Below are 24,684 nucleotides of genomic sequence, written 5' to 3' on the forward strand. Positions count from 1 at the left end.
AGGCATCAGGGTGTTAACAAGACGCCAAGGGCCGCGTCGGTGTGCGCAGGTACCCCCCAATTGTCGCGGGCTTTACGCTTTTTTGAGCGCGCGTCGTTAGGTTGCGATGTGATCGAGACGAGCGAGGATCCATGGCAAACGGGACGGCGACGCTTTCTGAGGCGATTTCGAAGAACGCGCCGAGGCGGTTCTGGTCGAGCCTGCGTGTGATGGTGTTCGTCTACGGCGTCCCTACCATCCTCGTCCTTGTTGCCCGGTTCCTGACAGCGGCCGATTATGTTGGCCGCGACAACGATGATGTCATGCGTCTGGTTCAGGTACGCGATCTCCTCGCTGGCCAGAGCTGGTTCGACCTGACGCAGGCGCGCCTCGGCCTGGACGGCGGCACGCTGATGCACTGGTCGCGCCTCATCGACCTGCCGATCGCCGCACTCATGTCCGCCTTCAGGCCGTTCGTCGGAACAGTGCAGGCTGAGACCTTGGCCTTGGGGTTCTGGCCGATTTCGCTTGCGATCCCGTTGCTGGCGGCAATGGGCCTGGCTGGCCGTCGTGCCGGTGGTGTGGCGGCGATGCATTTCTGCCTGGGACTGACCACGATCTTCATCGTCACGACCAATCGCTTCCTGGGCGGTTCGATCGATCACCACAACGTGCAGTTGGTTCTTGTCGCTACAATGGCGGCGATGCTGGTCGATCGGCAGTATCGCGCATCCAGCTACGTCATCGCAGGGTTGGCGGCGGCGCTGGCGATCGCCATTGGGGCGGAAACGACGCCGCTTGTGGCTGTGGTCTGCGCCATCGTCGCCTGCCAGTGGGCTTGGGTCGGTCGGGAGGCTGCGCGGGCCACGGTTGCCTTCGGCCTTTCGCTCGCTGCGGGTCTGAGCCTCTTCTTCTTCGTGACGGTGCCGCCGCGCCTCTACCTGGCCGCAACCTGCGACAACCTCTCGATCGCCTTCTACTCATTGGCGCTTGCCGGGGGCGGCCTGCTGGCGCTTGCCGCCGCCACGCTAAGCCATCGGTCAACCGTCATGCGGTGTTTTGCCTTGGGTGCCTGCGGTCTCGGGGTCATTGTCGTGGCCCTGTTGGTGGCGCCGCAGTGCCTGGGCAATCCCCTGGCAGCGCTTGACCCGCTGCTCCGCGAGCTGTGGCTCGACAACGTCACCGAAGCGCGTTCCTTCGCGGTCGTTGCAACGGGGGAACCGACGAGCATCGGCGCCTACTACTTCACCGGTGCTTTTGCTACGCTTCTCTGTGCCTGGCGCATCTGGCGCCGCGATAGGGTCGGTCTCAATCTCATCCTCCTCGCGCTTGTGTTTTCGAGCCTGGCGATCGCGCTCGTCCAGGTGCGCGGGATGGCCTTTTCCAATCTCCTGGCGATCGTACCGATCGCGTTGCTGCTTTCGGATCTGCGTGCCCGCTCAAACGGCGGAACGGCAGGCACTGGCGCGTCTCTGCTCTATGTCGGCACGCTTCTCATTTCGGTTCCTGCGGTTTGGGCCATTGGCGGGGTTCTTGTCGACAAGGGAGTTGGAGGAGTTGTGGCGGCCGAAGCCCCGACCTCGAATGGTGAGGCGTGCCTGACGACGGCATCGCTGACCGATCTGGAAGGCTTGCCGCCATCGTTCATTGTCGGGCCGTCGGATATCGGTGCACCGCTCCTTCGCCGCACCCAGCACCGCGTGCTGAGCGCGCCCTATCATCGCAACGCCGCCGGCATGCTCATGGAACTGAAGATCGGTCTGGCATCGGCCGCAGACGCGGAGGCCATGTTGCGCCAGCTCGGGCATCCGGTGCTGGCCTTCTGCGCCGCAGACGTGCAGGCGCGAATGATCGCCGCGCGGGCGCCGCAAGGCTTCTATGCAGAACTTGCCGAAGGGCGCGTACCGGCCTTCCTTTCGCCCTTGCCGGTTTCCGAGGGCTCGCCCATTCGGCTCTACGCGCTGAAACCGTAAGCTGCGCCCGCCCTTGGCGGATGGAAAGCACAACGGATGTGCTGGCCTTCGGCGAAGGGTGCGGTAAAAGAGGCCATGGCTTCCTTTTTCGACAGCGATTCTCCGAGCAACCTCACCGAATATTCGGTGTCCGAGCTTTCGGGCTCGATCAAGCGAACGGTCGAACAGGCCTTCGATCAGGTGCGGGTGCGCGGCGAGATTTCCGGCTATCGTGGCCCGCATTCGTCGGGCCACGCCTATTTCGCGCTCAAGGACGACCGCGCGCGTATCGATGCGGTGATCTGGAAAGGCACGTTCTCGCGCCTGCGTTTCCGCCCGGAAGAGGGCATGGAAGTGATCGCGACCGGCAAGGTCACGACTTTCCCGGGCTCGTCGAAATACCAGATCGTTATCGAATCGATGGAGCCGGCCGGCGCCGGCGCGTTGATGGCGCTCCTCGAAGAACGCAAGCGCAAGCTGGGTGCGGAAGGGCTGTTTGATGCCAACCGCAAGCGGCCGCTGCCCTATATGCCCAAGGTGATCGGCGTCGTGACCTCGCCGACGGGGGCTGTCATCCGCGATATCCTGCACCGCATTGCCGACCGGTTTCCGGTTCATGTCGTCGTCTGGCCGGTTCGGGTACAGGGCGATGGTTCGGGTGATGAGGTAGCGGCAGCGATCCGCGGCTTCAATGCGATTGAGCCCGGTGGGCCGATCGCCCGGCCGGACGTCCTGATCGTCGCCCGTGGCGGCGGCAGCCTCGAAGACCTCTGGGGTTTCAACGACGAGGCCGTCGTTCGCGCCGCGGCCGCCTCCGAAATCCCGCTGATTTCCGCCGTTGGCCACGAGACCGACTGGACATTGATCGACTATGCCGCCGACCAGCGGGCGCCGACGCCGACGGGGGCGGCCGAAATGGCGGTGCCGGTCAGGGCCGATCTCGAAGCGGCGGTTTCCGGCCTTTCTGCGCGTCTCAAGGCGGCAGTCGGGCGACAGATGGACAATCGCCGCCAGGCGGTGCGCTCACTGGCGCGGGCGCTTCCGTCACTCGATCAGTTGCTGGCGCTACCGCGCCGCCGCTTCGATGAGGCGGCCCTTGGCCTCGGGCGTGGCCTGCAGATGAACACCGCCAACAAGCGTCGCCAGTTCGAGCGCGTCTCGGCCGAGCTGCGCGCCGATCTTCTCAAGGGCAAGCTGTCCGAGCGCCGCCAGCGCCTTGCCGATGCCATGAACAAGGCCGACCGCATCGTCGAGCGGCAGGTGCATCGCGGCGAGGCGCGCGTCCAGGCGGCCGACGCGGCGCTGCGGGCGCTGCCGTCACGCCTCATCGGCCAGATCCATCGCGCGTCGGATCGCGTCGCAGGCCTTGCCGCCCGATCCGATGCAGCGGTACGCGCCGACGTCCGTCGCCTGCGTAGCGTCATCGTCGCCCAGGACCGCATCCTGCAGTCGCTCTCCTATCGCAACGTCCTGCAACGCGGTTTCGCGCTGGTCCGGGACGCCGATGGCGGTCCTGTGCGCCAGGCGGCGGCCGTATCCACTGGTATGGCACTCAGCCTGGAATTCGCTGACGGTCGCGTTTCGGCAATTGCGGGCGAAAGCGAGGGGGAACCGGTTTCTTCGACCCCGGTGCCGCGCAAGAAACAGGCGAAACCCTCGGAGCCGGCAGGGGACCCACCGAAACAGGGCAGCCTGTTCTAGCACGTTTCAACTCATCGTCTGGGGGCGACACGACGCCCGCATTCGTGCGTCCTGGGAGATTCCGTCGGATATGGTCGAACGAGCCAAGATCATCTTCATTCATGGCGCCAGCAGCAGCGGGAAATCCACGCTGGCCCGCGCGGTCCAGGCGCAGATCGGCGAGCCGTTCTGGCACGTCTCGATCGATCATATCCGGGACTCGGGCATGCTGCCGATGGAAAGGTTCCGGCGCGGAGACTTTCAGTGGAGGCAGTACAGAACCGGTTTCTTCGAAGGGTTCCACCGCTCGCTGGTTGCCTATGCTTCGGCCGGCAACAATCTCTTGCTGGAGCATATTCTCGAGGAGCCCGGTTGGGCGGCTGATCTCGCCGTGATGCTCGAGCCCTTCGATGTCTTCTTTGTCGCGCTTCACTGCGAACTTGAGGAACTCGTCAGAAGAGAAACGCTTCGCGGTGATCGGCGGATTGGCAGTGCGGCCGACGACTTCCATCGGATTCACGAGGGACAGCGCTACGATCTCCATCTTCATTCGGAGCAGGCGGCCGAGGACAACGCAGCAAAGCTCATTTCTGCCTGGGCTTTGCGCCAGTCGCCGTCCGTTTTTGAGGAGCTCGCCCAGCACGCTGGGACAACGGGCACGTCGTTGCTAGCTGAGCAAGGACTTCCTTGATTCTCCTTTGAGTGAAGCGCGCTTTCTGCGTCCGTGTCAGCTTTTCGGCTCGGGAGCGCCGGGCCTTCCCGACGAACGAATGATCTGCAACAGATTGATTTTTTGTACCCTTTGAACGAGAGAGATTGTTGGACCCAGGGCCTCATGCTGTAGGAACAACGGATGCATATTCTGCTCGTGCTTGCTCATCCGCTCGAAGGCAGTTTTGCCGCAAGCGTGGCGCGTGAGGCGCGCGCCGCCTTGGAAGCGAACGGTCATTCCGTCGATCTGCTCGATCTTTATCGGGAGGATTTCGATCCGCGCCTGAGCGTTGCGGAGCGCGGCAGTTATTTCACCGACGCCTACGATCGAGGTGCTGCCGCCAGCTGGATCGCACGCCTGCAGGCGGCCGAAGGTCTCGTGCTCGTCTTTCCGCAATGGTGGTTCAACTTCCCGGCGATCCTGAAAGGCTTCTTCGATCGCGTCTTTGCCCCGGGTGTCGCCTTCGACAACGATCCGGCCGGCGGCCGCATCATCCCGCGCCTTCACAACATCAAGGTGTTCTGGGCCCTCACCACCACGGGCTCGCCCTGGTGGGTGGTGCATCTCTACATGGGAAATCCGGTCAAGCGGCTGCTGAAACGCGGCATCGCCGCCTTCTGTGCCAAGGGGCTGAATTTCCGCATGCTCGCGCTGCACGACATGGACAGAGCAACCGATGCCAAGCGCAAGGCGCATCTGGCGCGTGTCCGTCAGCTCGTCGCCCGTATCTGATCGGGTCCTAGAGGGGCGTTACTCGAACGCTGCCAGATACCTGCGCAGCAGCCCGTCGAGGGTCGCCCGCTCCTCGGGCGAGAGTTCGGAAACGACCCGATGCTGGTTCGCCACATGGGCACTCGCGGCCTCGTCGACACGGTGCAACCCTTCTTCCGTGAGCGCAATGATGACGCTGCGCCGGTCCTCGGGATTGGCAATTCGCTCGACCAGTCCCGCCTTCTCCAGTTGGTCGATGCGGTTGGTCATCGTCCCGGAGCTGACCATGGTCGTATCCAGCAGTTCGCCCGGCGAAAGCCGATAGGGAGCGCCTGAACGACGAAGCGCTGCGAGCACGTCGAAGCTCGAGGCGGAGAGGCCGCGTTCGGCGAAGGTCCTTTCGATCTCCCGGGCGATGTGGGTCGAAACCCGCGAGAGGCGGCCGAGCAGGCCCATGGCAGACACGTCGAGGTCCGGCCGCTCCCGGTGCCACTGGGCCAATATCCTGTCAACGCGATCCATCCGCAGCCTCCATTGCTTCGTCAGCTATAGAGTATCTTGACGTAGAGATAAACTGTGGTAGCTTTCATTTATCTTGATGTAGAGATTCTTGAGATAAAGATATGAGCACGAACCGCACCGCCGATCTCGTTTTGACCGCACTCGCGCCGGCCATTTGGGGCAGTACCTATCTGGTCACCACGCAATTCCTGCCGACAGGCTATCCCCTGACCGTTGCGATGTTGCGCGCCCTGCCGGCAGGGCTTCTGTTGCTGCTCATCGTCCGCCGATTGCCGGAGGGCATCTGGTGGCCGCGCACCTTCATTCTGGGCGCACTCAACTTCTCCTTCTTCTGGGCCATGCTGTTCGTCTCCGCTTACCGGCTGCCGGGCGGCGTTGCTGCGACGGTCGGCGCCGTCCAGCCGCTGATCGTCATCCTTTTGTCGCGCGTCTTCCTCGGCTCACCGATCCGCACGCTCAGCGTCGTCGCCGGCCTTGCCGGCATTGTCGGCGTTGCCCTCCTGGTGCTGACACCCGGCGCCACGCTCGATCCGCTCGGCGTTATGGCTGGTCTCGCCGGTGCCGTCTCCATGGCCTTCGGCACGGTGCTGAGCCGTCATTGGGCCCCACCGGTCCCGCCGCTCGCCTTCACCGCCTGGCAGCTGACAGCCGGTGGCTTGCTTCTCGTGCCGGCGGCCCTGTTCTTCGAGCCGTCGCTGCCGCCGCTGACCACGGCCAACGTTCTCGGGCTTACCTATCTCGGCCTCATCGGCGCCGCCTTCACCTACCTGCTCTGGTTCCGCGGCCTCTCGCGTCTCGAACCATCGGCCGTGTCGCCGCTTGGCTTCCTGAGCCCGGTCGTTGCGACTTTGCTCGGCTGGGGGGTGCTTGGCGAGCAACTGACGCCGGTCCAGGCCCTCGGAATCCTCGTCGTCTTCGTCAGCGTCTGGCTCAGTCAGCGCACACAACTGATGCCGAGAGTGCGACCAGTCCGCGCTTGAGCGCGGGCTTGCAACCATAGGGCAAGCGCTTCACATTGCCGGAAACGTCAATCGGCGAGAAGCGCATGCCCGATGACCGAGCACCTGACGCCGGCGCATTATTCCGATCTCCTCCGTTTCGCCAGGCGCCAGACCCGCCGCGCGGCCGAAGCGGAGGATTTGTTGCATGAGGCGCTGATCGTCGCGCTCCGGGCCCGGCGTTTCCCGACAGGCGATGATCGCGCCTGGTTCTGCGGCGTTATCCGCAAACTGGCCGCGATGCAGGCGCGCACGGCTTCCCGCCGTCTTCGGCGCGAGCAGCAGGCGGCTCCGCCTGAAGCAGAAGGTGGCGCGCGTTCGAACGATCCCCTGACCTTTGCCGCCACACTGGCGCTAAGCCTCAGGGTCGTGATGTTGCTTGCCATTGCCGGGCACAATCGGCTGGAGATCCGCCACCTCCTCAGTATTTCCGACGACGCGCTGCGCCAGCGCATTCTGATGCTGCGGCGCGCCTGGCGCGACGCCGGCCACGGCGAGACCAATCTGGAACTCATCGGACTGCGCTTTCCGTTGGAAAGCGGCCGCATCCGCCAGGCGTTGTTACCGGTCACGCGGGCGGCCGAGCGATCTTGGCGAGCCACGATCCCGATGGGCACCTCTTCGCGATCAATTTTTCCGCACGTGGGCCTCACGAAATGAAGGCTGGCGGCAACAAGCCGGCGTAACCAACAGAAAGGGAGCAACCAATGCTGTCGAAACCACGTATCGGAGCCGTCTGCTACTACATCCAGGAGATCGCCCGGACCGAAGCCTTCTATCGCGACGTGCTGGGCCTCAGCGTCCAACGCATGGACGATGACGGCGCCGGTGACGACTGGCTGATGGCCACCATCGAAAACAATGTCGAACTGCTCTTCTTCGTTGCCGAGAGCAAGCCCGGCAATTCACCGATCGTCGTCTTCGATCTCGCCGAGGGCGGCATCGACGACGTGGTCGGTGGGCTCGCTGAGAAGGGGACCACGATCGTCACGCCTGTAAGCCACGCGCCGGGCGGCTGGTCGGCGGAATTCGCCGATCCGGATGGACATGTCCTGTCACTCTATCAGTCGGCGGAGGTGCCACGTCTGAAGCGCGCCGCCAACGGCTGACGGCACGAGGCTCGTCAAAGAAAAGGCCGCCGCATCTTTTTGCGGCGGCCACAGAGTCTTCAGCATGCACGAGGCCGGGGAGACGCCGTGATCAAGCCCACTCGCCACGGCGCATGACCGGAGCGCGGCTGCTGTCGGCACGCACGCCGTCGATGTCCACCTCACCCGAGCCGATCATCCAGTCGATATGGATCAGGCTCGAATTGCCGCCCTGGGCGCGGATCTGTTCCGGCGTCAGCTTGGTGTCGTCGACGAAGCAGCCCGAATAGCACTGGCCGAGCGCGATGTGACACGAGGCGTTTTCATCGAACAGCGTGTTGTAGAACAGGATACCGCTCGCCGAAATCGGCGAGGAATGTGGCACCAGCGCCACTTCGCCAAGCCGGCGCGCGCCCTCGTCGGTGTCGAGCACCTTGTTCAGCACTTCCTCGCCGCGCGATGCCTTCGCCTCGACGATCCGGCCACCTTCGAAGCGCACCTGGATGTTGTCGATCAGCGTGCCCTGGTGCGACAGCGGCTTGGTCGAGGAGACATGCCCCTCGACGCGCAGCGCATGCGGCGTGGTGAACACTTCTTCGGTCGGGATGTTCGGATTGCAGGTCACGCCGTTCTTGGCTTCGGATGCGCCGCCGCACCACAGATGGCCATCGGCCAATCCCACGGTCAGGTCGGTGCCGGGACCGGTGAAGTGGAGTGCGGCGAAGCGCTCGCCGTTCAGCCAGGCCGAGCGCCGGGCGAGGTTGGCATTGTGCTCCTTCCAGGCAGCGACCGGATCGGCGACGTCGACACGCGAGGCGGCAAAGATCGCGTTGGCGAGCTTCTCGACGGCAACGTCTTCCGGGTCGTTCGGGAAGACCAGCTTTGCCCAGGACGGGTTCGGATAGGAAACGATGTTCCAGTTGATGTCGAAGTTGGAGATCTTTTCGAGTGCCGGCTTGTAGGCGATGGAATTCGCCTTGTTGGCACGCGCGACCTTTGCCGGGTCCTGCGCCGAAAGCATCATAGGGTTGTCGCCGGAGACCGCAAGGCGCGCAGCGCCACCGGCAAAGGCCTTGGCCATGCCGTCGAAGAGCCAGTCGCTCGCCCGATCGAAGCTTTCGTCGGGGGCGTAGGCATAGCGCGCCAGCGTCGTGTCCTCGTCGGAATAGAGCGTCGTCACGAGCCCGGCGCCCGCCTTGTAGGCGTGCTTGGTGATCAGGCGAACGAGCGGCATTGCCGCTACCGGCGCGGTCATCACCAGATCCTGGCCGCGCTGCAACTGCAGGCCGACCTGGATCGCGACTTCCGCGAGCTTGTCGAGTTTCACCGGATCAATCGGATTGGGCGTATTGGCGGGATAGGTCATGATCTGCCTGTCTTTTGAATCGGAAGAAGAAGACTTAGAGCGCTTTGCGGCGAAAATGAAGGCCGAGCGCCGCTGCAATCAACGCGTGCCAAGCGCAGCGCGCACCCGTTCGATATTGCTCTGGTGAACAGTTTCGTAGGGCTCGAAATAGAGGATCGCGCCGGTGGCGAGCTCGTCGGCGATGAAATCCTTGAGTGTGCCGATCGGAGCGTCGGCCGCGATGGCGCTCGTCAGTCGCTCGATGTAGCGGCGATTGGCGTCGATCAGTTCCGGGCCGTAGCCACCGGCAGCGATGCGGTCCCGGTCGCCATGAGCAGGCAGGATCCTGGCGATCGGCCATTGTCGCAGGCGCGTGAGCTCGGCCACATGGGTTGCCGTCTGATCGGCCTCGCTGACGTAAGTCACGGTATCCTCGAGCGTGTCGCCGGCAAGCAGCAACCGCTCTTCAGGCAGCCAGATGACGTTGCCATCGGCGCTATGGATGGCGAAGTGATGCAACTCGACCTGCCGCTTTCCGATGGCAAACGTGAGCGTCTGCTCGAACAGCCGGTTGGGCATGACAAGCGGCCGGATCGGCGGCGTTGCCGTTTCGATCTTTTCGCGGTTTTCCGACAGCTTCTCGGCTGTCAGCCTGAGGGCAATGATCTCGCAATCGGCGAAGACGGCGTTTCCGGCCACGTGGTCCTTGTGCCAGTGGCTGAGTACGACACGGATCGAGGTAACGCCGAGGCTTTCGAGATGTCTGCGGATTGCCTGGGCGTGGTCGAGCGAAATATGCGTGTCATAGACCAGCGCCTGCTCGCCGTCGACGATGGCATAGGAGGCGACACCGAGCTGGTAAGCGCCGTCATCGAGCCAGTTCGGCCGTTGCGAGTGAAGCCGCACCCCGGCAACGCGCCCGTCATAATAGACGTAGACACCCGGGCAGGGCTCCAGGATCGTCAGGGTAGAGGTCATGTCCGTCACGCTGCATTCCTCCCAACATGGCTCTGTGACCGTCTTAGGCCAGCGACGAGCGAAAATGAAGGACCGACATGACCTCGTTTGGCTGGGTCACGCTCGGCGGGCGTTGAGCAGATAGGCGTCGTGATCCCTGAGGAAGGTCATCAGCCGCTCGCCGTAGTCCGGCGTTACAGCCGCCTTGACGCTCGGCCGTTCAGCGAGCGCCCTGCGCCAGGCGCTGACCCGATCGAGCCCGTCGAAGATGCCATGATCGGCGAGCGTGTCGAAGAGATCGAAATAGCGGAAGATCGGTGCGAACACCGCGTCGACCAGCGAGAACGCGGTACCGGCGAAATAAGGCCCCGCGGAAAGGGCCGCTTCGACGGTCGCAAACTTGCCGGCGATTGCCTTGCGTTTCTGCTCATAGGTTTCTGTATCCTTGGCGGTTTCGAAGCCCCAGAGATCCGAAAGGATCGACGAACCGAACTCCATCCAGCCGCGATGGCGCGCGCGCTCCAACGCGTCTTCGGGGTGAAGTTTGGGGCCATCCTGGGATTCCTCGACATATTCGGCGATGACCGAGCTTTCGAACAGCACGGCTTCGCCGCCTCGCTGCGGCACCTGCAGCAGCGGCACCTTGCCGAGTGGCGAGATCTTCAGGAACCAGTCAGGCTTGGCCTCGAGGTCGATATAGGTCCGCTCGAAACGAACGCCTTTTTCATCAAGCGCAATCGAAGCACGTTGCACATAGGGGCAGAGGTGGTGGCTGACGAGGGTGAGCATGGCAGTCTCCCGGTTGATGTAAGTAGATGCAATTGCATGTATGTAGGCTTGCTTCGACTTTCAAGATGGATGTAATTGCATCTATGAGCGATGAGACGAAGCACGACGAAAAGCTCCCCGGACCGGAAACCACGGAGGCCTGGACTGGGCTGATGCGCGCGCGCGAGCGCGTGCTTGCGCGGATCGAAGCCGATTTCAAGGCTTCAGGCTTGCCGCCGCTTGGCTGGTACGACGTGTTGTGGGAACTGGTTCAGGCGGAAGCTGGCCGGCTGCGCCCCTTCGAGATCGAGGCGCGCACGCTGCTTGCGCAGTACAATCTCTCGCGCCTGATCGATCGGCTGGCAAAAGAAGGCCTGGTCCGCCGCGAGACCTTCGACGCCGATGGTCGCGGCCAGTGGGTGGTGATTACCGAGGCCGGTCGGGCGATGCGCGCACGCATGTGGCAGACCTATGGCCCGTCGATCGAGGCCCATGTTGGCGCCAGATTGAGCGAGGGGGAGGCGCGGCAATTGGCGGCGCTGCTGGCGAAGCTGCGGTAGGTGCTATCGAAAGTAGCCGGTAGGCCTAAGTGCGGCAGGCGGCCAAGACGACTGCTGCTACAGCGCGGGAATAAACCCTCACCCTAAAGGGGAGAGGCGACGCGTGCTGCGGAGCAACTCGGCGATCACGGCCAGGGATCGCGAGGCGGTGCAATGTTGTTCCTTCTCCCCGCAGGCTGGGAGAAGCTGCCGGCAGGCGGATGAGGGGGCTCGACGTTGCGCTTCGTCGAGAAAGCGTCGCCGCCTAGCTGTTGAGGCCGAAGGATTTCTCCAGGGCTTCCCAGGTCTCGTCCATGGCAAAGGTACCGGAGAGGTAGGGGAGCGCCACGTGGCCGTAGAGCGGCGAAAGCTGCCATTCGGCCGTCTCCTCGTCGACGCCCGCGATCTGCTGCAGGTAGATCGTCGAGACGAGGCCGGTGCGATCGGCGCCGGCCTTGCAATGGATCAGCAACGGTTTCGGCGCGTCCTTCAGGATTGCCATCAAGACATCGGTTTCCTTGCGGTCGATTTCGGCCGAGGCAGACATCGGGAAGTTGATGAGCCGGATACCGTTACGCTCGGCAGCAGCGACCTCGTCGCGATACCAGCGCTCGTCGGGTTTCTCGCCGCGCAGATTGAGAATGGTGCGGATGCCGTAGGCCTTGGAATAGGTGGCGATCGCCTCCGGTGTCGGCTGGGCCGAACGGTAGACCTCACCGGCGACGAGCGTGTGGAAGTTGCCGGTCCATTGCAGACCGACGAGGTAGAGAACCAGGGCTGCGACGAGCGCAACCGTGCCGACGGCGAGGCGTTTCAGAAGACGCTTCGCGCGCGGAAACCTTGCAGATGCCATGAAACAACTCCGAAGCGACCCCTCGCTCCTGGCCATGAGCGGGATGCGGGCGAAAAACAGTGGACGTTTTCCTCATCCCGCCTTGGCTGCTCCTATAGGCCATCCGTGATATTTTGATGGCAAGGATCAGGCGATGAGTGGTGCGGCGATCGCCTTCAATGCGGCCTGTGCGTCGCGCGGCGCGAGCCGCACCTGCAGCCCGCGCTGGCCGCCATTGATATAGACTTCAGCCTCGGCAAGGGCGGCTTCCTCGATCGCTGTTGGCACCAGCTTCTTCTGGCCAAACGGGCTGATACCGCCGACATGGTAGCCGGTCAGCCGCTCGGCATCGGCGGGCTTCATCATGGCGGCCGACTTGCCGCCGAAAGCAGCGGCCAGTTTCTTCATGCTCACTTCGCGATCGGAGGGCACGACGCAGCAGACCGGCTTGCCGTCCACTTCGGCCATCAGCGTTTTCAACACCCGGCCCGGATCCTCGCCGAGCGCCTCCGCCGCCTGCAGGCCGACGCGTTCGGCATTGGGATCGTAGTCATAGGTATGCACGCTGAAGGCTACACCGGCCTTCGAAAGCGTCTGCGTCGCGCGCGTGGTCTTGGACATCGCCTGCCTCCGGCTCAGACGCTATAGCGCCGCCTCGTAGAGGTCAGGTTTGAAGCCGATCAGCAGATTGCCGTCGGCTTCGAGCACCGGGCGCTTGATCATCGAGGGCTGCGCCAGCATGAGTGCTATCGCCTTCTGCTCATCTAGGCCCAGCTTGTCGGCGTCGTCGAGCTTGCGGAAGGTGGTGCCGGCGCGGTTCAGCACGGTTTCCCACCCGGCTTCCTTGCACCAGCGTTCCAGGTGCGGGCGGTCGATGCCTTCGGCCTTGTAGTCGTGGAAGCGATAGGCGATTCCCCGGCCGTCGAGCCAGGTGCGCGCCTTCTTCATCGTGTCGCAGTTCTTGATGCCGTAGATCGTAACCGTCATTCCATGCCCCAACATCGTCGTGAGCAACTCCGCGAACAAACCGGAATCGCACAATTTCAAAGCGTGGCAGGAGTGATAGCGTCCCGGCGAGCCCGAGGGAAGACGTTGACCGTGCCTCAGGTCACGCCGGCATAGCGGCCGGGCCTGTGGTTGATCGCCAGCGTCATGTTGACGACGGCTGCACCCACGACCGAAAGCACGAGGTTTGCAGGCGGCAGCACGAAATAGGCGGCGGCGAGGATGGCGAGATCGACCGCGAGCTGGAAGTAACCGGCGCGGACGCCGAACTTTTCCTGGAGATAGATCGCCACGATGTTGATGCCGCCAAGCCCGGTGCGATGCCGGAAGAGGATCAGCAGGCCCGTGCCCATCAGTCCGCCGCCGACGACGGCCGCATAGATGGGATCGAGCCGGGCGATCTCCACCCAACCGGCCGTCAGCCGCGAAAACAGCGAGACGAGGCTGACGGCGATGAAGGTGCGCAGCGCAAACATCCAGCCGAGCCGTTTGATCGCCAGGACGTAGAAGGGCAGGTTGACGAGGGAGAAGACCAGCCAGAACTCGGCGCCAGTCGCATATTGCAGAAGCAGCGCCAGCCCGGAGGTGCTGCCCGTCAAGAGCATCGCCTTGCTGTAGATGATGACGCCGAGCGACATGATCAGCGTGCCCGTCAGGATCGCCAGCGCATCCTCGTAGAGGCGGTGGCGTTCGAGAGGGACTTCGGACACGTCGATGCTGCGCTCGGCCATCTTAGCCTCAGAGGTTCTTGAACTTGGCGATGACGCCGTCGACTTCCGCCGTCTTCAGGCCGGCGATGTTGATGCGGCCGGAGCCGGGCATGTAAATGCCATGCTCGTTCCTGAGCCGCATCACGTCGGCCTCGGCGAGCGGCAGCAGCGAGAACATGCCTTCCTGGCTGGCGACGGCACCGAGCGCCTGCCAGCGGTCGCGCAAGCCTTCGGCAAGCGCCCGGCGGATGTTGGCGATGCGCAGCCGCATGGTTTCGAGCTCTTCCATCCAGTCGCGCTTAAGATCCGTGTCGGAAAGAATAATACGAACGATGGCTGCACCATGATCCGGCGGCATCGAATAGCTGGTGCGCGCGAGGCCCGCGAGGTTGGAGCGGACGGTATCGGCCGAGGACGACGAAGTCGTCACCGCGAAGATCGCGCCGGCGCGCTCGCGGTAGAGGCCGAAGGACTTGGAGCAGGAAACCGCGACCAGCGCCTCCGGCACGACGCCGATCAGGTGGCGAAGGCCGGCGACGTCCTCGTCGAGGCCGCGGCCGAAACCCTGATAGGCGAGATCGACGAGCGGCAGCAGGCCGCGCTCGGCGATGACGGCCGCAAGCTCCATCCATTGCGCTTGCGTGATAACGCCGCCCGTCGGGTTGTGGCAGCTCGCATGCAGGAGAACGGCGTCGCCGGCAGCAGCGCCCTGCAGCGCCGTCATCATGTTGTCGAAGAGCACGGTCTGCGATGGCACGTCGAAGAACGGGTAACCGGCGGTTTCGAGGCCGGCCGTCTTGAAGATGCTCGCGTGGTTCGGCCAGCTCGGCAGACCGATCCAGATGCGCTTGCCGCCCATTTGGTGAATGAGGTCGGCCGCAAGCCTGAGCGCGCCGGAACCGCCCGGCGTCTGCACGCCGGCAATGTGGCTGCGATCGACGGTGTCGCCGCCGACCAGCGTCCAGAGATGATCGATGAAGACCAGGTCGCCTTCGGGGCCGACATAGGCCTTGCTGTCCTGGGTTTCGAGCAGGCGCTTTTCCGCAGCCTTGACGGCGCGGAAGATCGGCGTGTGGCCGGTTTCGTCGCGGTAGACGCCGACGCCGAGATCGACCTTTCCGGGGCGCTCGTCCTTGCGGTAGAGCCCGATCAGGGCCAGCAACGGGTCGTCGGGTTGGCGGGTCAGTGCGTCGAACATGCCGGAAAATCCCCCTTGAGTGGCAGCGGTGCGTTGTCGGTCGAGAATGCCTGCCGGCCGCCGTTCCTCCGGCTGCCCTGCGGCTTCCTTCTTAAGTCAGCGCAAGCGCAAAATCGATGCGATTTTTGCTGCGGAGACAATATCGACAGCGTGCTATTTGCGCGAAATTCTGCAATTGATTTGCTGATTTGCGTGTTGGAGCTTGGTGATGGTTGAAAAGGCGGTGATGGAACTGGATCAGGTCGACCGACGCATCATCCGTCTGCTGGTCGAGGATGCGTCGTTGAGCAACAACGAGCTTGCGGCCCGGGTCGGTCTCTCACCGGCGCCGCTGTCGCGCCGCCTCGCCCGGCTCTATGCGACGGGCGTTATCCGCCAGACGGTGGTGGTCGATCCGAAGGCCGCAGGCATCGGCTTCCAGGCCTTTGTCGAGGTGACGCTGGAGCGCACTGCAAGCAAGGTCGGCCACCGTTTCATCGAGCTGGTTTCACGCATGCCGGAGGTGGTGGAATGCCACACGGTCGCCGGCGACTTCGATTTTCTCCTGAAGATCGCCGTGCGCGACGTCGCCGACTACAAGCGTCTGCTCTGGAGCGAGTTCGAGCAGATCGCGGAGATCAAGACGCTGCGTTCGACCATCCTTCTCGACAGCCCAAAGATGACGGCCGCCACCTTGGGTGACGGCCGCTGAATGTGGGCGATTGGGGGGGCTCTCAGGCTTCGAGTGGTCCCGGCTTGCGCGCGGCGTTGGAGGGCTGAGCGCAGGCGATCTTCATCAGGTCCGAACGTCGGCGTGCAAGGCGGGTCGAGACGCGGGTGACGATCAGCCCATCCTGCGGCGCCCGCACTTCGACGGTTCCGCCGGCCTGGCCCGGCCGCGCGAGAATGGTGGCGAGCAGGTCGCCGGCCTTCACGCTTTCGCCGATGTCGCGATGAAACAGGATGGCGCCCGCCTCCGGCGCGCGGATCATCTCGATATTGTCGAGCGGCGAAACGATGCCGGCGAACGGCGCGATCGCGTCGTCACCGGTGATCACGCCACGGGCGACGAGGAAGCGGAAGACGCCATCTGCGTCCTTGCGGGCAAGCTCCGGATAGACGTCGCGGGTGCCGCGAAGCTCCACGGTAACCGACAGGCGTCCGGGGAGCCGCGTCTTCTTCTGCCCGGTCTCATATTTCCAGGCATAGGCGACCGCCTCCTCGAAGGCAGAGCTCTCGCCGTCCGAGAGGAAAACCGCTTCCATGCCGAGCGCAGAAGCGAGGTCGCCCGCCTCCGGCCAGAAGGCGTCGTCGATATAAGCGTATTGCAGCGCCTCGTCGTCGCAGTGGAGGTCGAGCATCAGGTCGGCGCCGAGCGCCATGTGCAGCAGCTGGCGCTTCAGGCGGTCGGTCGCCGAGTAACGGTCGAGATCGTCGATGAGGCTGTCGCGGTCGGCAAGCGAGATCAGCGGGAAGTCGCGGTTGAAGTTGGTGCGCGATCCCAGATCGAACCGGCCCTGCAGCTCGCCGAAATGCGACTGCGCCGTGCCGATCGGGTTTGCCTGCGGCACGACGGTGATGTCGCCGAGGATGGCGCCGTCTTTTTCTGCCTGCTGCAATCCTTGCAGAAGGAAATGCGCCAGCGCCGTGCCCGGCAACTCGTTGGCGTGCAGCGCCGCCTGGATATAGGTCTTCGGTGCCGCAGCGTTCCTGCCCTTGAAGCGGAAGACGGGCAGGCGCCATTCGATGCCGGACGTATCGCCGGCGATGATGATTTCGGAAATGTCCATGGGCTCCTCCCGTATCGTTTGTTGGTGGCGCTTATCGGCATTCCGACGGCGCTCCGCAAGTCGCTAAGAACTGGGGTACGGATGGGGTTGCGTCGAAGTCGCTCTGGCCTTGAGATCCGGGGAAGGCCTATTGTTCCTGGACAACGCCAGCACAGGCAGGAGACGGCAAAATGATCCTGATCGGCCAATACGATTCGTTCGTTCGTCGCGTGGGCATAGCGCTCACGCTGTACGGTATCCCCTTCGAACACCGCCCCTGGTCGTCCTTCGGCAACGCGGACGAGCTTCGCGCCCACAATCCGCTGACGCGCGTACCGACCCTTGTGCTGGGTGATGGGCTGGCGCTTACCGACAGCCACATCATTCTCGACTATCTCGATAGCCTCGTATCCGATGATCAGGTCATGTTCCCACGAGCCGAGCCGGCGCGGCATCGGGCACTGCGGATTGCCACGCTCGCGACCGGCCTTGGCGACAAGGCGGTCAGTCTGTTTTACGAGAAGCGCCTGCATGGCGAAGTCTCGGCGCTCTGGGTCGATCGCTGCCGCCGCCAGATCGAGGAGACGCTTGGCGTCCTCGAGGCGAGCCGCACTGAAAGCCGGAGCGAATACTGGTTCTCGGAGCGCATCGGCCACGCTGACATCGCAGTCGCGGCGGTCCTGCGATTCCTCAAGGACGTGCATTCCGATCTCGTCGCCATCTCGCATTATCCCCACTTGCGCGCCCACGCGGAGAAGCTGGAGGCGCTCCCCGCGTTCCAGACGATCAGCCAGCCCTTCATTCCGCCGGCCTGAGGCTTCTGCCGATCTTGAGTGAGCGTGGCCGATACTTCACCGAGGCGTGATGGTTTCGCGGCGGCCGGTCACTCGCAACTCCATTATCCGGTCACAAACGCGGAGGATTTGGCGAGGCTGGCGTTCAAGAGCCTCCGGGGCGTTTTGTGGGACCGAATGCAGTGCGAAATATAAGGCCGCGCAAGCCGCCGGCTCGCTCAATGGCATGAAATGGAATGACTTCCTGAAGGCGCAATGCGGAACCGACACCGCTGCCAAACCGGCAGTCATGACAAATGAAGAGCCGAAGGCCGCCAACACGGACAACGCGCCGGAGCCAGCGGCAACGACGGCAAAGGCGCCGAAGGGCGTGGTTTTCCCGAAGAAGGTCGACCCGAGATAATCGAATGAAGCCGCCGGAAAGGCGCGTATGCATACCTGCCTCGACCAATACAAGGCCGACAAGGCGAACAACACCTTGGGTGACCTCAACTGGATCAAGAAGGGCGGTGGCTACTACAGCATCTGCAATTCGCAACTGAAGCATTCCTGAATCCACGCGACCGGCACCCAGCTGCAAACCCGCGCGTCCTTTTTGGGCGCGCGGGAGCTTCAGTTCAAATCGCGGCCGTCTCAGTTGCTGCGGCTATTCCGTATCGAGAAAGCTGCGGATCGCTTTCACCGTTGCTTCCGGTTGCTCTTCCATCAGCCAGTGGCCGGATGCCGGAATCACCACTTCCGTGACGTTGTCGGCGGCTGCTCTGGCAACGACGGCCATCGTCGGCCCGAAGGATTTTTCGCCGCCAACGGCGAGTACCGGCATCTTCAGCTTGCCCTGCTTCAGAAGGGCCTGGTCATCGATCGCGTCCTGATCGAAGGCCGCAAACTGCGCGAAGCCGGCGTGCATCGCTCCGGGCTGGGCGTAAAGCGTGGCGTAGTGCTGGCGCGATGCTTCGTCCCACTTCTTCGGGTCAGCGGAGAACTCGTTCCAGAAGCGGTCGAGATAGATGCGTTCGCGGCCAGCGACCAACCGTTCCATGTCGGGCCCGCCAAAGCGGAAGTGCCAGAGCAGCGGGTTCTTGAGGATCTCCTCCCAGGGGCCGATGCCGGGCAGAGGCGCGTCCATGAGCACGAGTTTGGTCGTCCGTGCCGGATATTGCGCGGCGAACGAGTAGCCGACCATGTTGCCGATATCGTGCGCGACGACGTCGACCTTGTCCGCCTTCAAGGCGTCCAGCACGCCGGCGATATCCTTGGCTTCATTTTTCTTGTCGTAGCCGGTTTCAGGCTTCTGTGAGCGTCCCATGCCCCTGAGATCGGGTACGATGACGCGGTGACCGCGCACGAGTTCGGCGGCGAGCGGCGCCCACATGTCGCCGGTCTCGCCATAGCCGTGCAGCAGCACGACGGTTGGCCCGGACCCTCCGACACGGACATGAAGGGTTGTGCCGTTGGTTGCGATGTCCTGCATCGTAAAGGCCGCCGAATAGGGCTGAACGTCAGCGAGCGCCGGGGCAGCAATGGCGATGGCTGCGCTGGCGATGAGGGAACGAAGCATTCTGTCTCTCCTGTTGAGGCGTGTGCCGAATGGCGTTTCGATAATAAACAGAAGATGACATTGGGCCGACGTTCGAACTAGTGGCGGGAAAGCGAAGCTATTGTTCGCTATTGCCGAACGCTAAAGCCTTGTTCATCTATCGCCGGATGGCAACAAATAGGCCTCGGCGGCGACCTGAGATTGAGAGACCAGGTGGACGGTTGGCAAGTGATTTCGATCACTTCGAATAGCGGATCACGCCGTCCTGCACCGGATGTGCGCGGGAAAGCGGTTGGGCGTGCCGAGGACGCGCCTTTCGGAATTTGCGCTGCCATCGCTGACGACGCTACGTCGGCGGCATCGTCTCGAATTTCGTCAGAGCCGGATCGAGATGGTCCCAGTCGTATCCGCGCACGGCATAGGTCACTGCATCGGGCTTGTAGCGGCTCGGATCATCAAGGCTCGCCGCGCGCACACTGAAGAATTCGGGCATGGCCGCAAAGGTCATGTAGACGGGCGAGCCACAGGTGGGACAGAAGCCGCGCGTCTTCACATGGCCGCTGTCGGCAACCATATCCCAGTGCGTCGCTTCGCCTTCGAGCTTCACGCCGTCGCGGCGGAACGTCATATGCGATCCGTGTCCGGTCCCGCTTTCGTGCTGGCAGTCGCGGCACTGGCAGTCGTTCGAAAATACCGGTTCTCCGGAAATCTCGTAGCGGATCGCGCCGCAGGCGCATCCGCCGATATAGGACCTGCTCATGCATTCCTCCTGTTTCGGGCATGGCAAGGCCTGGCGCGCGGCCGCGAGCGCCGCGCCGACCATTCTCCTTGCTCGTTTCGGTTTGTAAGGTGCCGGCTCGCCGTGACGATCCGGCTTCGGTTTTAGGGCTGTTCGTCGGTGACCTCACCGAGGCGCGAGAGCACCTTCGGCCAGCCATTGCTCATATTGCTGAACGCCGAGTCGTTCTTCGGCGTGACGAAGCCGGAATGCACGAGGCGAAGACGGGTGCCGTTGTCGACCTTCGTCAGCGTCCAGGTCACGACCGTGTCGAGACGGGAGCCGTAACCGACATTGTCTTCATCACCGCTCTTCCACGAATAGACGAAGCGCTCATGCGGGCGGACCTCCAGCACCTGGCAACGGATCGTCCCGTCCCAGGCTCCGGCCGGTGTCGTCTGGAAGGTGAAATGCGTGCCCTCGACGGGCCTGAAGCCGGTCGGCGGCATGATCCAGCGCCCCATCAGGTCGCCATTGGTCAGGGTCTTCCAGATCGTCTCGGGTGCATGCGGAAACACCTCGTCTATGACGATGTCCTGTGTCTCGATTTTCAAGGCTGCTGCGTCGGTCATGGATCGATCTCCTTGAGAAGAGTGCGTAGATCTGCAAAGCGCTCGCGCCAGAAGCTGCCATAGTGGCTCATCCAGTCGACGAGCGGCGCCAGGCCTTCAGGCTCGGCGCGGTAATAGACGTTGCGGCCTTCCGGACGCTCGGCGACCAGGCCCGCCTGCTTCAGCGACTTGAGGTGCTGCGAAATCGCACCCTGCGTCACGCCGCTGCCGCGGGTGAGCTCGACCACGGTGATCTCGTCGGCATTGGCGATGCGCTCGAACACGGCGCGCCTTGTCGGGTCGGCAAGGGCGCGCATGACGGCGGTGACGGGGGTGGTTTCGATCATCATGAGAAACAAATAGCATTCACTAATTGATTAGTCAATACTATTGATAATGATAGCGGAAAAGGGCGAACCGTTTGGTCCGCCCTTCCTGTCCGTTTCGCGACCGCGATGTGCGGTGCCGGGATTATGCTTATTCGCTCGCCTGTGCCGCCTTTTCGATGAGCGCTGCGACGGCATCCGGCTTCGAGACGTAGACGGCGTGGCTGCCGGCGGTCTCGACCACCGTGGAACCGGCGCGTTTTGCCATCTGGCGCTGGGCGGCCGGCGGGATCATGCGGTCGTCGGTCGCAACGAGATAGAAGCTCGGCTTCTCCTTCCAGGCCGGAGCGGTGACGGTGCCGGCTGCCGCTTCCACGGCCCACGGGACCTGCGAGTCGGCCATGAAGGCTGCAATCTCAGGGTCGACGTCGGCCGCGAATGCAGCGGCGAATTTCGCCTTGTCGAGTGCGAGGAAACCATCGACGGGCGGCAGGATCGGCGGAACCGGAGCGCCGGCAGGCGGGTTGGCGATGAGCGAGGAAACGGACTCGCCCTTATCCGGCGCGAAGGCGGCGATATAGACGACGGACTTCACCTTTTCGTCGGTGCCGGCTTCCGAAATGACCACGCCGCCATAGGAGTGGCCGACGAGCACGACCGGGCCGTCCTGCGCGGCGATCGCGCGCTTGGTGATGGCGACGTCGCCGGCAAGCGAAAGGGTTGGGTTCTGGACGATGGTGACGTTGTAACCGTCCTTCTTGAGGATGTTGTAGACGCCCTGCCAGCCCGAACCGTCAGCAAAGGCGCCATGAACCAGCACGACATTCTTGGCGGCAGGGGCGGCCTGGGCCGACGTGAGCGCGCTTGCGGAGAGGGCGAAAGCGGCGGCAGCGATGAGGGACTTAAGCATTTCGGGTCTCCTTTGATTTGGTTGTTTTCGCGAAAATTATTATCGCGATAATCATCGTGTACGCCGACTCGGTTTTCTTGTAAAGATATTAATTATCGCGATATCGATTTTCGAGGCAGAAAACGCGCTGCGCATCCTTAGGAGCCCCAGATGTCCAATGATCCCACGACCGTGCCGCTGGATAGCCAGCTTTGTTTTTCGATCTATTCGGCATCGATCGCCATCAACCGCGTCTACAAGCCAATGCTCGACGCGCTCGGCGTAACCTACACTCAGTATCTTGTCTTGAGCACGCTCTGGGAGAAGGACGGCCTGACGATCTCGGCGATCGCCGATCGGTTGGGCCTTGAGTCGAGCACGATTACGCCGGCCGTCAAGCGGCTTGAAGCCGCCGGTTTCCTCGGCCGCCACCGCAGCGTCACCGACGAGCGACAGGTGGAAGTGCACCTTTCAGCAAAGGGACGCGGTCTGCATGTGAAAACCGGTTGCCTGACCGATGCTCTGCTGAAAAATTCAGGCTTCACCGTGCCGGAAATGATCGATCTCAACGAGCGAGTTCGGAAGCTGCGCGATGGAATGCGTGACGCGGTGAAGTAGCGGCGCCGCGCGGACCGAAGGGCCGGCGTGTCTGGATTTTGAGCGCGAAAAGTCGTGGCGAACCTGAGCCGCGCTTATCTCAGCCGGCCGATCGGGATGATCTCGGACGCGGAGGTTTCGAACGGTCTGCCGTCCCAGCCGCCGAGCCACTGCTCCACGACGAGTCCGGACTCGTCCATCATCGCGGTGAGGTCTTCGTGGGAAGGGAAGGCGATTTTCGACTGGGCCGCGTAGGTGCGTTCGTCCGCTGCGATCCGGTAGAACGTATCGTACTCCACCACCCCGGTTGCAGGGTCGTGCCGGACATCGTTCCAGGCGAGAACCTTGCCAAAGACGGGATGTTCGGTGTCCCGCTCGGATTCGTCCGGTGTCCATTCCTTCCATTCCTCGACCACCGGATTGCGGCTGTCGAAAATGAAGTGCCCTTCGGGCGAAAGATGCGCGGCGATGGTCTTCAGCGCCGCAAGCTGATCGTCTTTTGTCAGGAATACCTGAAAGGCATGGCCGCTGAGCAGCACCATGTCGAACGTCTCGTCGAGGCGGATGGTCCGCCCGTCACCCTCGACCCAACGGACGCGGTTACCGCCAGGTCTTGACCTGGCGACGTCCAGCATCGCGGCTGCCGGATCGACGCCGACGACCCGCTTTCCACTCTCAGCAAGAGCAGCGGTCAGCATGCCGGTGCCGCACCCCAGATCAAGGATCGAGGTGCGGCCTTCGGCCATGGTCTTCAGATATGCGGAATCGGCGGTCCAGCCGTTCTCGATGTCGTAGAACTCTACAAGGCTTGGATCGTTATAGAGCTTGTCCGACGGCATCGAGGTGACTGCTTATTCCCACTCGATCGTGCCCGGCGGCTTCGAGGTCACGTCGTAGACGACGCGGTTGATGCCGCGGACCTCGTTGATGATGCGCGTTGCCGCGCGTCCGAGGAATTCCATGTCGTAGTGGTAGAAGTCGGCGGTCATGCCGTCGACCGAGGTGACGGCACGAAGCGCACAGACGAATTCATAGGTGCGTCCGTCGCCCATGACGCCGACGGTCTGTACCGGCAGCAGTACGGCGAACGCCTGCCAGATGGCATCGTAGAGGCCAGCCTTGCGGATTTCGTCGAGGTAGATCGCATCGGCTTCGCGCAGGATCTCAAGCTTCTCGCGGCTGATGCCGCCCGGGCAGCGGATCGCAAGGCCCGGACCCGGGAAGGGGTGACGGCCGATGAAGCTGTCGGGCAAGCCGAGCTCGCGGCCAAGCACGCGGACCTCATCCTTGAACAGTTCGCGCAGCGGCTCGACGAGTTGCATGTTCATGCGTTCCGGCAGGCCACCGACATTGTGGTGCGACTTGATCGTGACCGACGGGCCGCCGGTAAAGGAGACGCTTTCGATGACATCCGGGTAAAGCGTGCCCTGGGCGAGGAAATCCGCGCCGCTGAGCTTCTTTGCCTCTTCCTCGAATACCTCGATGAACAGGCGGCCGATGATCTTGCGTTTGGTTTCCGGATCGCTCTGGCCTTCGAGTTCGCCGATGAAGCGGTCGGACGCGTCGACGTGCAGGAGGTGCAGGTTGTAGTGCTCCTCGAACATCGCAACGACGTTCTTCGCCTCGTCCTTGCGCATCAGGCCGTGGTCGACGAGGATGCAGGTGAGCTGGTCGCCGACGGCTTCGTGGATGAGCAGTGCCGCGACCGAGCTGTCGACGCCGCCAGAAAGCGCGCAGATCACCTTCTTGTCGCCGACCTGCTTGCGGATTGCCTCGACGGCCTTGGCGCGGTAGGCCGACATAGACCAGTCGCCCTTGATGCCGGCGATCTTGTGCACGAAGTTGGAAATCAGCTTGGCGCCGTCGGGCGTGTGCACCACTTCCGGATGGAACTGCACCGCGTAGTACTTGCGCTTCTCGTCGGCGATGAAGGCGAAGGGCGCGTTGGCGGAGGTCGCCACGACCTCGAAGCCTTCGGGGATGGCGGTGACGCGGTCGCCATGCGACATCCACACCTGGTGGCGCGAGCCGACGGACCAGAGGCCTTCAAACAGCGGGCAGTCCTTCTCGACTTCCAGGAAGGCGCGGCCGAATTCGCGGTGATGGCCGCTCTCGACCTTGCCGCCGAGCTGGGCGCAGATGGTCTGCTGGCCATAGCAGATGCCGAAGACCGGCAGGCCGGAATCGAAGATCACGGACGGTGCACGCGGCGAGCCGATGTCGAGCGTGGACGCCGGGCTGCCGGACAGGATCACGGCCTTCGGCTTCAGTCGCTGGAAGCCTTCTTCAGCCGACTGGAACGGCACGATTTCGCAATAGACACCGGTTTCGCGCACGCGCCGGGCGATGAGCTGCGTCACCTGGCTGCCGAAATCGACGATGAGGACGGTGTCGGGATGGGCTGTCTGGGTCATTGGAAGCCTTCAAACAAGCTTGATCATGGCGAGCCTTTAATGAAAGCCCGCCAT

General features: G+C 63.2%; 28 protein-coding genes and 1 pseudogene. 12 read left to right on the forward strand and 17 right to left on the reverse strand.

Translation table 11 applies throughout. The features are described 5' to 3' along the window. Positions 1-131 precede the first annotated feature (131 nt). The 4 genes from PWG15_RS19870 to PWG15_RS19885 all read left to right on the forward strand — a co-directional run bounded on the left by PWG15_RS19870 (position 132) and on the right by PWG15_RS19885 (position 5,055). A complete protein-coding gene (locus PWG15_RS19870; protein WP_275022290.1) occupies positions 132-1,952 on the forward strand; it encodes a hypothetical protein in 1,821 nt (606 codons plus the stop codon). A gap of 75 nt (positions 1,953-2,027) precedes the next feature. Beyond that, positions 2,028-3,632: an exodeoxyribonuclease VII large subunit gene (xseA, locus tag PWG15_RS19875; protein WP_275022291.1), complete on the forward strand. Its 1,605-nt coding sequence runs from the start codon at positions 2,028-2,030 to the stop codon at positions 3,630-3,632. Between the two features lie 70 nt (positions 3,633-3,702). Then, complete coding sequence (locus PWG15_RS19880; protein WP_275022292.1) at positions 3,703-4,302, forward strand: chloramphenicol phosphotransferase CPT family protein; 600 nt, start codon at positions 3,703-3,705, stop codon at positions 4,300-4,302. A gap of 162 nt (positions 4,303-4,464) precedes the next feature. Then, positions 4,465-5,055, forward strand: coding sequence for an NAD(P)H-dependent oxidoreductase (locus PWG15_RS19885; protein ID WP_275022294.1), 591 nt, complete (start codon positions 4,465-4,467; stop codon positions 5,053-5,055). Between the two features lie 18 nt (positions 5,056-5,073). Here PWG15_RS19885 and PWG15_RS19890 read toward each other — a convergent pair whose 3' ends face one another. Beyond that, a complete protein-coding gene (locus PWG15_RS19890; protein WP_275022295.1) occupies positions 5,074-5,556 on the reverse strand; it encodes a MarR family winged helix-turn-helix transcriptional regulator in 483 nt (160 codons plus the stop codon). A 101-nt stretch (positions 5,557-5,657) separates the two neighbouring features. Between PWG15_RS19890 and PWG15_RS19895 the strand changes: the two genes are divergently transcribed. The 3 genes from PWG15_RS19895 to PWG15_RS19905 all read left to right on the forward strand — a co-directional run bounded on the left by PWG15_RS19895 (position 5,658) and on the right by PWG15_RS19905 (position 7,663). Next, complete coding sequence (locus PWG15_RS19895; RefSeq protein WP_275022297.1) at positions 5,658-6,536, forward strand: EamA family transporter; 879 nt, start codon at positions 5,658-5,660, stop codon at positions 6,534-6,536. Positions 6,537-6,608: 72 nt separating this feature from the next. Beyond that, positions 6,609-7,214 (forward strand): RNA polymerase sigma factor, encoded by a 606-nt coding sequence (locus tag PWG15_RS19900; protein WP_275022298.1) that lies wholly within the window; start codon positions 6,609-6,611, stop codon positions 7,212-7,214. 47 nt (positions 7,215-7,261) lie between these two features. Beyond that, positions 7,262-7,663, forward strand: coding sequence for a VOC family protein (locus tag PWG15_RS19905; RefSeq protein WP_275022299.1), 402 nt, complete (start codon positions 7,262-7,264; stop codon positions 7,661-7,663). 91 nt (positions 7,664-7,754) lie between these two features. On the opposite strand, the gene PWG15_RS19910 is transcribed toward PWG15_RS19905, so the two are convergent. From PWG15_RS19910 to PWG15_RS19920, 3 genes are all read right to left on the reverse strand, one after another. Continuing rightward, positions 7,755-9,008, reverse strand: coding sequence for an aminopeptidase (locus PWG15_RS19910; protein ID WP_275022300.1), 1,254 nt, complete (start codon positions 9,006-9,008; stop codon positions 7,755-7,757). 78 nt (positions 9,009-9,086) lie between these two features. Further along, positions 9,087-9,965 carry an MBL fold metallo-hydrolase gene (locus PWG15_RS19915; protein WP_275024468.1) on the reverse strand — a complete coding sequence of 293 codons (879 nt, stop codon included), beginning with the start codon at positions 9,963-9,965 and terminating at the stop codon, positions 9,087-9,089. A 96-nt stretch (positions 9,966-10,061) separates the two neighbouring features. Beyond that, complete coding sequence (locus PWG15_RS19920; protein ID WP_275022301.1) at positions 10,062-10,733, reverse strand: glutathione S-transferase family protein; 672 nt, start codon at positions 10,731-10,733, stop codon at positions 10,062-10,064. Positions 10,734-10,816: 83 nt separating this feature from the next. Between PWG15_RS19920 and PWG15_RS19925 the strand changes: the two genes are divergently transcribed. Then, complete coding sequence (locus PWG15_RS19925; protein WP_275022302.1) at positions 10,817-11,272, forward strand: MarR family winged helix-turn-helix transcriptional regulator; 456 nt, start codon at positions 10,817-10,819, stop codon at positions 11,270-11,272. Between the two features lie 244 nt (positions 11,273-11,516). Here PWG15_RS19925 and PWG15_RS19930 read toward each other — a convergent pair whose 3' ends face one another. The 5 genes from PWG15_RS19930 to tatA all read right to left on the reverse strand — a co-directional run bounded on the left by PWG15_RS19930 (position 11,517) and on the right by tatA (position 14,996). Then, a complete protein-coding gene (locus PWG15_RS19930; protein ID WP_275022303.1) occupies positions 11,517-12,104 on the reverse strand; it encodes a dual specificity protein phosphatase family protein in 588 nt (195 codons plus the stop codon). A 126-nt stretch (positions 12,105-12,230) separates the two neighbouring features. After that, on the reverse strand, positions 12,231-12,704 hold the full coding sequence (ybaK, locus tag PWG15_RS19935) for a Cys-tRNA(Pro) deacylase (RefSeq protein WP_275022305.1): 474 nt from the start codon (positions 12,702-12,704) through the stop codon (positions 12,231-12,233). A gap of 21 nt (positions 12,705-12,725) precedes the next feature. Beyond that, positions 12,726-13,070, reverse strand: a complete 345-nt coding sequence (locus tag PWG15_RS19940; RefSeq protein ID WP_275022306.1) for an ArsC family reductase — start codon at positions 13,068-13,070, stop codon at positions 12,726-12,728. Between the two features lie 116 nt (positions 13,071-13,186). Then, entirely contained in the window at positions 13,187-13,819 is a 633-nt protein-coding gene (locus PWG15_RS19945) for a YitT family protein (protein WP_275022307.1), read from the reverse strand. Between the two features lie 7 nt (positions 13,820-13,826). After that, positions 13,827-14,996, reverse strand: a complete 1,170-nt coding sequence (gene tatA / locus PWG15_RS19950) for a tyrosine aminotransferase (RefSeq protein ID WP_275022310.1) — start codon at positions 14,994-14,996, stop codon at positions 13,827-13,829. 208 nt (positions 14,997-15,204) lie between these two features. On the opposite strand from tatA, the gene PWG15_RS19955 reads away from it, so the two are divergent. Continuing rightward, positions 15,205-15,687: an Lrp/AsnC family transcriptional regulator gene (locus PWG15_RS19955; RefSeq protein WP_275022311.1), complete on the forward strand. Its 483-nt coding sequence runs from the start codon at positions 15,205-15,207 to the stop codon at positions 15,685-15,687. Between the two features lie 22 nt (positions 15,688-15,709). On the opposite strand, the gene PWG15_RS19960 is transcribed toward PWG15_RS19955, so the two are convergent. After that, positions 15,710-16,765, reverse strand: a complete 1,056-nt coding sequence (locus tag PWG15_RS19960; RefSeq protein WP_275022313.1) for a M14 family metallopeptidase — start codon at positions 16,763-16,765, stop codon at positions 15,710-15,712. A 170-nt stretch (positions 16,766-16,935) separates the two neighbouring features. Between PWG15_RS19960 and PWG15_RS19965 the strand changes: the two genes are divergently transcribed. Together PWG15_RS19965 and PWG15_RS19970 are read left to right on the forward strand one after the other, a co-directional pair. After that, positions 16,936-17,559 carry a glutathione S-transferase family protein gene (locus PWG15_RS19965; protein WP_275022314.1) on the forward strand — a complete coding sequence of 208 codons (624 nt, stop codon included), beginning with the start codon at positions 16,936-16,938 and terminating at the stop codon, positions 17,557-17,559. Positions 17,560-17,713: 154 nt separating this feature from the next. Further along, positions 17,714-18,091 (forward strand): annotated as a pseudogene (locus PWG15_RS19970) (hypothetical protein); the annotation flags it as partial. 93 nt (positions 18,092-18,184) lie between these two features. On the opposite strand, the gene PWG15_RS19975 reads toward PWG15_RS19970, so the two are convergent. The 5 genes from PWG15_RS19975 to PWG15_RS19995 form a co-directional block, all read right to left on the reverse strand. Continuing rightward, positions 18,185-19,096: an alpha/beta fold hydrolase gene (locus PWG15_RS19975; RefSeq protein WP_275022315.1), complete on the reverse strand. Its 912-nt coding sequence runs from the start codon at positions 19,094-19,096 to the stop codon at positions 18,185-18,187. A gap of 325 nt (positions 19,097-19,421) precedes the next feature. Then, the gene (locus tag PWG15_RS19980) at positions 19,422-19,835 is read right to left on the reverse strand and encodes a GFA family protein (RefSeq protein WP_275022317.1); all 414 of its coding nucleotides are present in this window, start codon (positions 19,833-19,835) and stop codon (positions 19,422-19,424) included. 122 nt (positions 19,836-19,957) lie between these two features. Next, positions 19,958-20,425: an SRPBCC family protein gene (locus tag PWG15_RS19985; RefSeq protein WP_275022318.1), complete on the reverse strand. Its 468-nt coding sequence runs from the start codon at positions 20,423-20,425 to the stop codon at positions 19,958-19,960. Next, positions 20,422-20,751 (reverse strand): ArsR/SmtB family transcription factor, encoded by a 330-nt coding sequence (locus PWG15_RS19990; RefSeq protein ID WP_275024469.1) that lies wholly within the window; start codon positions 20,749-20,751, stop codon positions 20,422-20,424. Before PWG15_RS19990 ends, PWG15_RS19985 begins: the two co-directional genes overlap by 4 nt. Before the next feature lie 130 nt (positions 20,752-20,881). Then, the gene (locus PWG15_RS19995) at positions 20,882-21,640 is read right to left on the reverse strand and encodes an alpha/beta fold hydrolase (RefSeq protein ID WP_275022319.1); all 759 of its coding nucleotides are present in this window, start codon (positions 21,638-21,640) and stop codon (positions 20,882-20,884) included. A gap of 150 nt (positions 21,641-21,790) precedes the next feature. Between PWG15_RS19995 and PWG15_RS20000 the strand changes: the two genes are divergently transcribed. Beyond that, a complete protein-coding gene (locus PWG15_RS20000; protein WP_275022320.1) occupies positions 21,791-22,237 on the forward strand; it encodes a MarR family winged helix-turn-helix transcriptional regulator in 447 nt (148 codons plus the stop codon). 74 nt (positions 22,238-22,311) lie between these two features. Here PWG15_RS20000 and PWG15_RS20005 read toward each other — a convergent pair whose 3' ends face one another. Next, on the reverse strand, positions 22,312-23,055 hold the full coding sequence (locus tag PWG15_RS20005; protein ID WP_275022321.1) for a class I SAM-dependent methyltransferase: 744 nt from the start codon (positions 23,053-23,055) through the stop codon (positions 22,312-22,314). Positions 23,056-23,067: 12 nt separating this feature from the next. Next, positions 23,068-24,630 carry a glutamine-hydrolyzing GMP synthase gene (gene guaA, locus PWG15_RS20010; protein ID WP_275022322.1) on the reverse strand — a complete coding sequence of 521 codons (1,563 nt, stop codon included), beginning with the start codon at positions 24,628-24,630 and terminating at the stop codon, positions 23,068-23,070. Between the last annotated feature and the right edge of the window lie 54 nt (positions 24,631-24,684).

Origin of the sequence: Ensifer adhaerens, from assembly GCF_028993555.1 — a bacterium.
In the GTDB taxonomy this organism is placed as follows: domain Bacteria; phylum Pseudomonadota; class Alphaproteobacteria; order Rhizobiales; family Rhizobiaceae; genus Ensifer; species Ensifer adhaerens_I.

Excerpts from the sequence above, each read along its gene's own strand:
- PWG15_RS19870 (WP_275022290.1), top strand. The coding sequence starts at position 132 with ATGGCAAACGGGACGGCGACGCTTTCTGAGGCGATTTCGAAGAACGCG.
- xseA (WP_275022291.1), top strand. The coding sequence starts at position 2,028 with ATGGCTTCCTTTTTCGACAGCGATTCTCCGAGCAACCTCACCGAATAT.
- PWG15_RS19880 (WP_275022292.1), top strand. The coding sequence starts at position 3,703 with ATGGTCGAACGAGCCAAGATCATCTTCATTCATGGCGCCAGCAGCAGC.
- PWG15_RS19885 (WP_275022294.1), top strand. The coding sequence starts at position 4,465 with ATGCATATTCTGCTCGTGCTTGCTCATCCGCTCGAAGGCAGTTTTGCC.
- PWG15_RS19890 (WP_275022295.1), bottom strand. The coding sequence starts at position 5,556 with ATGGATCGCGTTGACAGGATATTGGCCCAGTGGCACCGGGAGCGGCCG.
- PWG15_RS19895 (WP_275022297.1), top strand. The coding sequence starts at position 5,658 with ATGAGCACGAACCGCACCGCCGATCTCGTTTTGACCGCACTCGCGCCG.
- PWG15_RS19900 (WP_275022298.1), top strand. The coding sequence starts at position 6,609 with ATGACCGAGCACCTGACGCCGGCGCATTATTCCGATCTCCTCCGTTTC.
- PWG15_RS19905 (WP_275022299.1), top strand. The coding sequence starts at position 7,262 with ATGCTGTCGAAACCACGTATCGGAGCCGTCTGCTACTACATCCAGGAG.
- PWG15_RS19910 (WP_275022300.1), bottom strand. The coding sequence starts at position 9,008 with ATGACCTATCCCGCCAATACGCCCAATCCGATTGATCCGGTGAAACTC.
- PWG15_RS19915 (WP_275024468.1), bottom strand. The coding sequence starts at position 9,965 with ATGACCTCTACCCTGACGATCCTGGAGCCCTGCCCGGGTGTCTACGTC.
- PWG15_RS19920 (WP_275022301.1), bottom strand. The coding sequence starts at position 10,733 with ATGCTCACCCTCGTCAGCCACCACCTCTGCCCCTATGTGCAACGTGCT.
- PWG15_RS19925 (WP_275022302.1), top strand. The coding sequence starts at position 10,817 with ATGAGCGATGAGACGAAGCACGACGAAAAGCTCCCCGGACCGGAAACC.
- PWG15_RS19930 (WP_275022303.1), bottom strand. The coding sequence starts at position 12,104 with ATGGCATCTGCAAGGTTTCCGCGCGCGAAGCGTCTTCTGAAACGCCTC.
- ybaK (WP_275022305.1), bottom strand. The coding sequence starts at position 12,704 with ATGTCCAAGACCACGCGCGCGACGCAGACGCTTTCGAAGGCCGGTGTA.
- PWG15_RS19940 (WP_275022306.1), bottom strand. The coding sequence starts at position 13,070 with ATGACGGTTACGATCTACGGCATCAAGAACTGCGACACGATGAAGAAG.
- PWG15_RS19945 (WP_275022307.1), bottom strand. The coding sequence starts at position 13,819 with ATGGCCGAGCGCAGCATCGACGTGTCCGAAGTCCCTCTCGAACGCCAC.
- tatA (WP_275022310.1), bottom strand. The coding sequence starts at position 14,996 with ATGTTCGACGCACTGACCCGCCAACCCGACGACCCGTTGCTGGCCCTG.
- PWG15_RS19955 (WP_275022311.1), top strand. The coding sequence starts at position 15,205 with ATGGTTGAAAAGGCGGTGATGGAACTGGATCAGGTCGACCGACGCATC.
- PWG15_RS19960 (WP_275022313.1), bottom strand. The coding sequence starts at position 16,765 with ATGGACATTTCCGAAATCATCATCGCCGGCGATACGTCCGGCATCGAA.
- PWG15_RS19965 (WP_275022314.1), top strand. The coding sequence starts at position 16,936 with ATGATCCTGATCGGCCAATACGATTCGTTCGTTCGTCGCGTGGGCATA.
- PWG15_RS19975 (WP_275022315.1), bottom strand. The coding sequence starts at position 19,096 with ATGCTTCGTTCCCTCATCGCCAGCGCAGCCATCGCCATTGCTGCCCCG.
- PWG15_RS19980 (WP_275022317.1), bottom strand. The coding sequence starts at position 19,835 with ATGAGCAGGTCCTATATCGGCGGATGCGCCTGCGGCGCGATCCGCTAC.
- PWG15_RS19985 (WP_275022318.1), bottom strand. The coding sequence starts at position 20,425 with ATGACCGACGCAGCAGCCTTGAAAATCGAGACACAGGACATCGTCATA.
- PWG15_RS19990 (WP_275024469.1), bottom strand. The coding sequence starts at position 20,751 with ATGATCGAAACCACCCCCGTCACCGCCGTCATGCGCGCCCTTGCCGAC.
- PWG15_RS19995 (WP_275022319.1), bottom strand. The coding sequence starts at position 21,640 with ATGCTTAAGTCCCTCATCGCTGCCGCCGCTTTCGCCCTCTCCGCAAGC.
- PWG15_RS20000 (WP_275022320.1), top strand. The coding sequence starts at position 21,791 with ATGTCCAATGATCCCACGACCGTGCCGCTGGATAGCCAGCTTTGTTTT.
- PWG15_RS20005 (WP_275022321.1), bottom strand. The coding sequence starts at position 23,055 with ATGCCGTCGGACAAGCTCTATAACGATCCAAGCCTTGTAGAGTTCTAC.
- guaA (WP_275022322.1), bottom strand. The coding sequence starts at position 24,630 with ATGACCCAGACAGCCCATCCCGACACCGTCCTCATCGTCGATTTCGGC.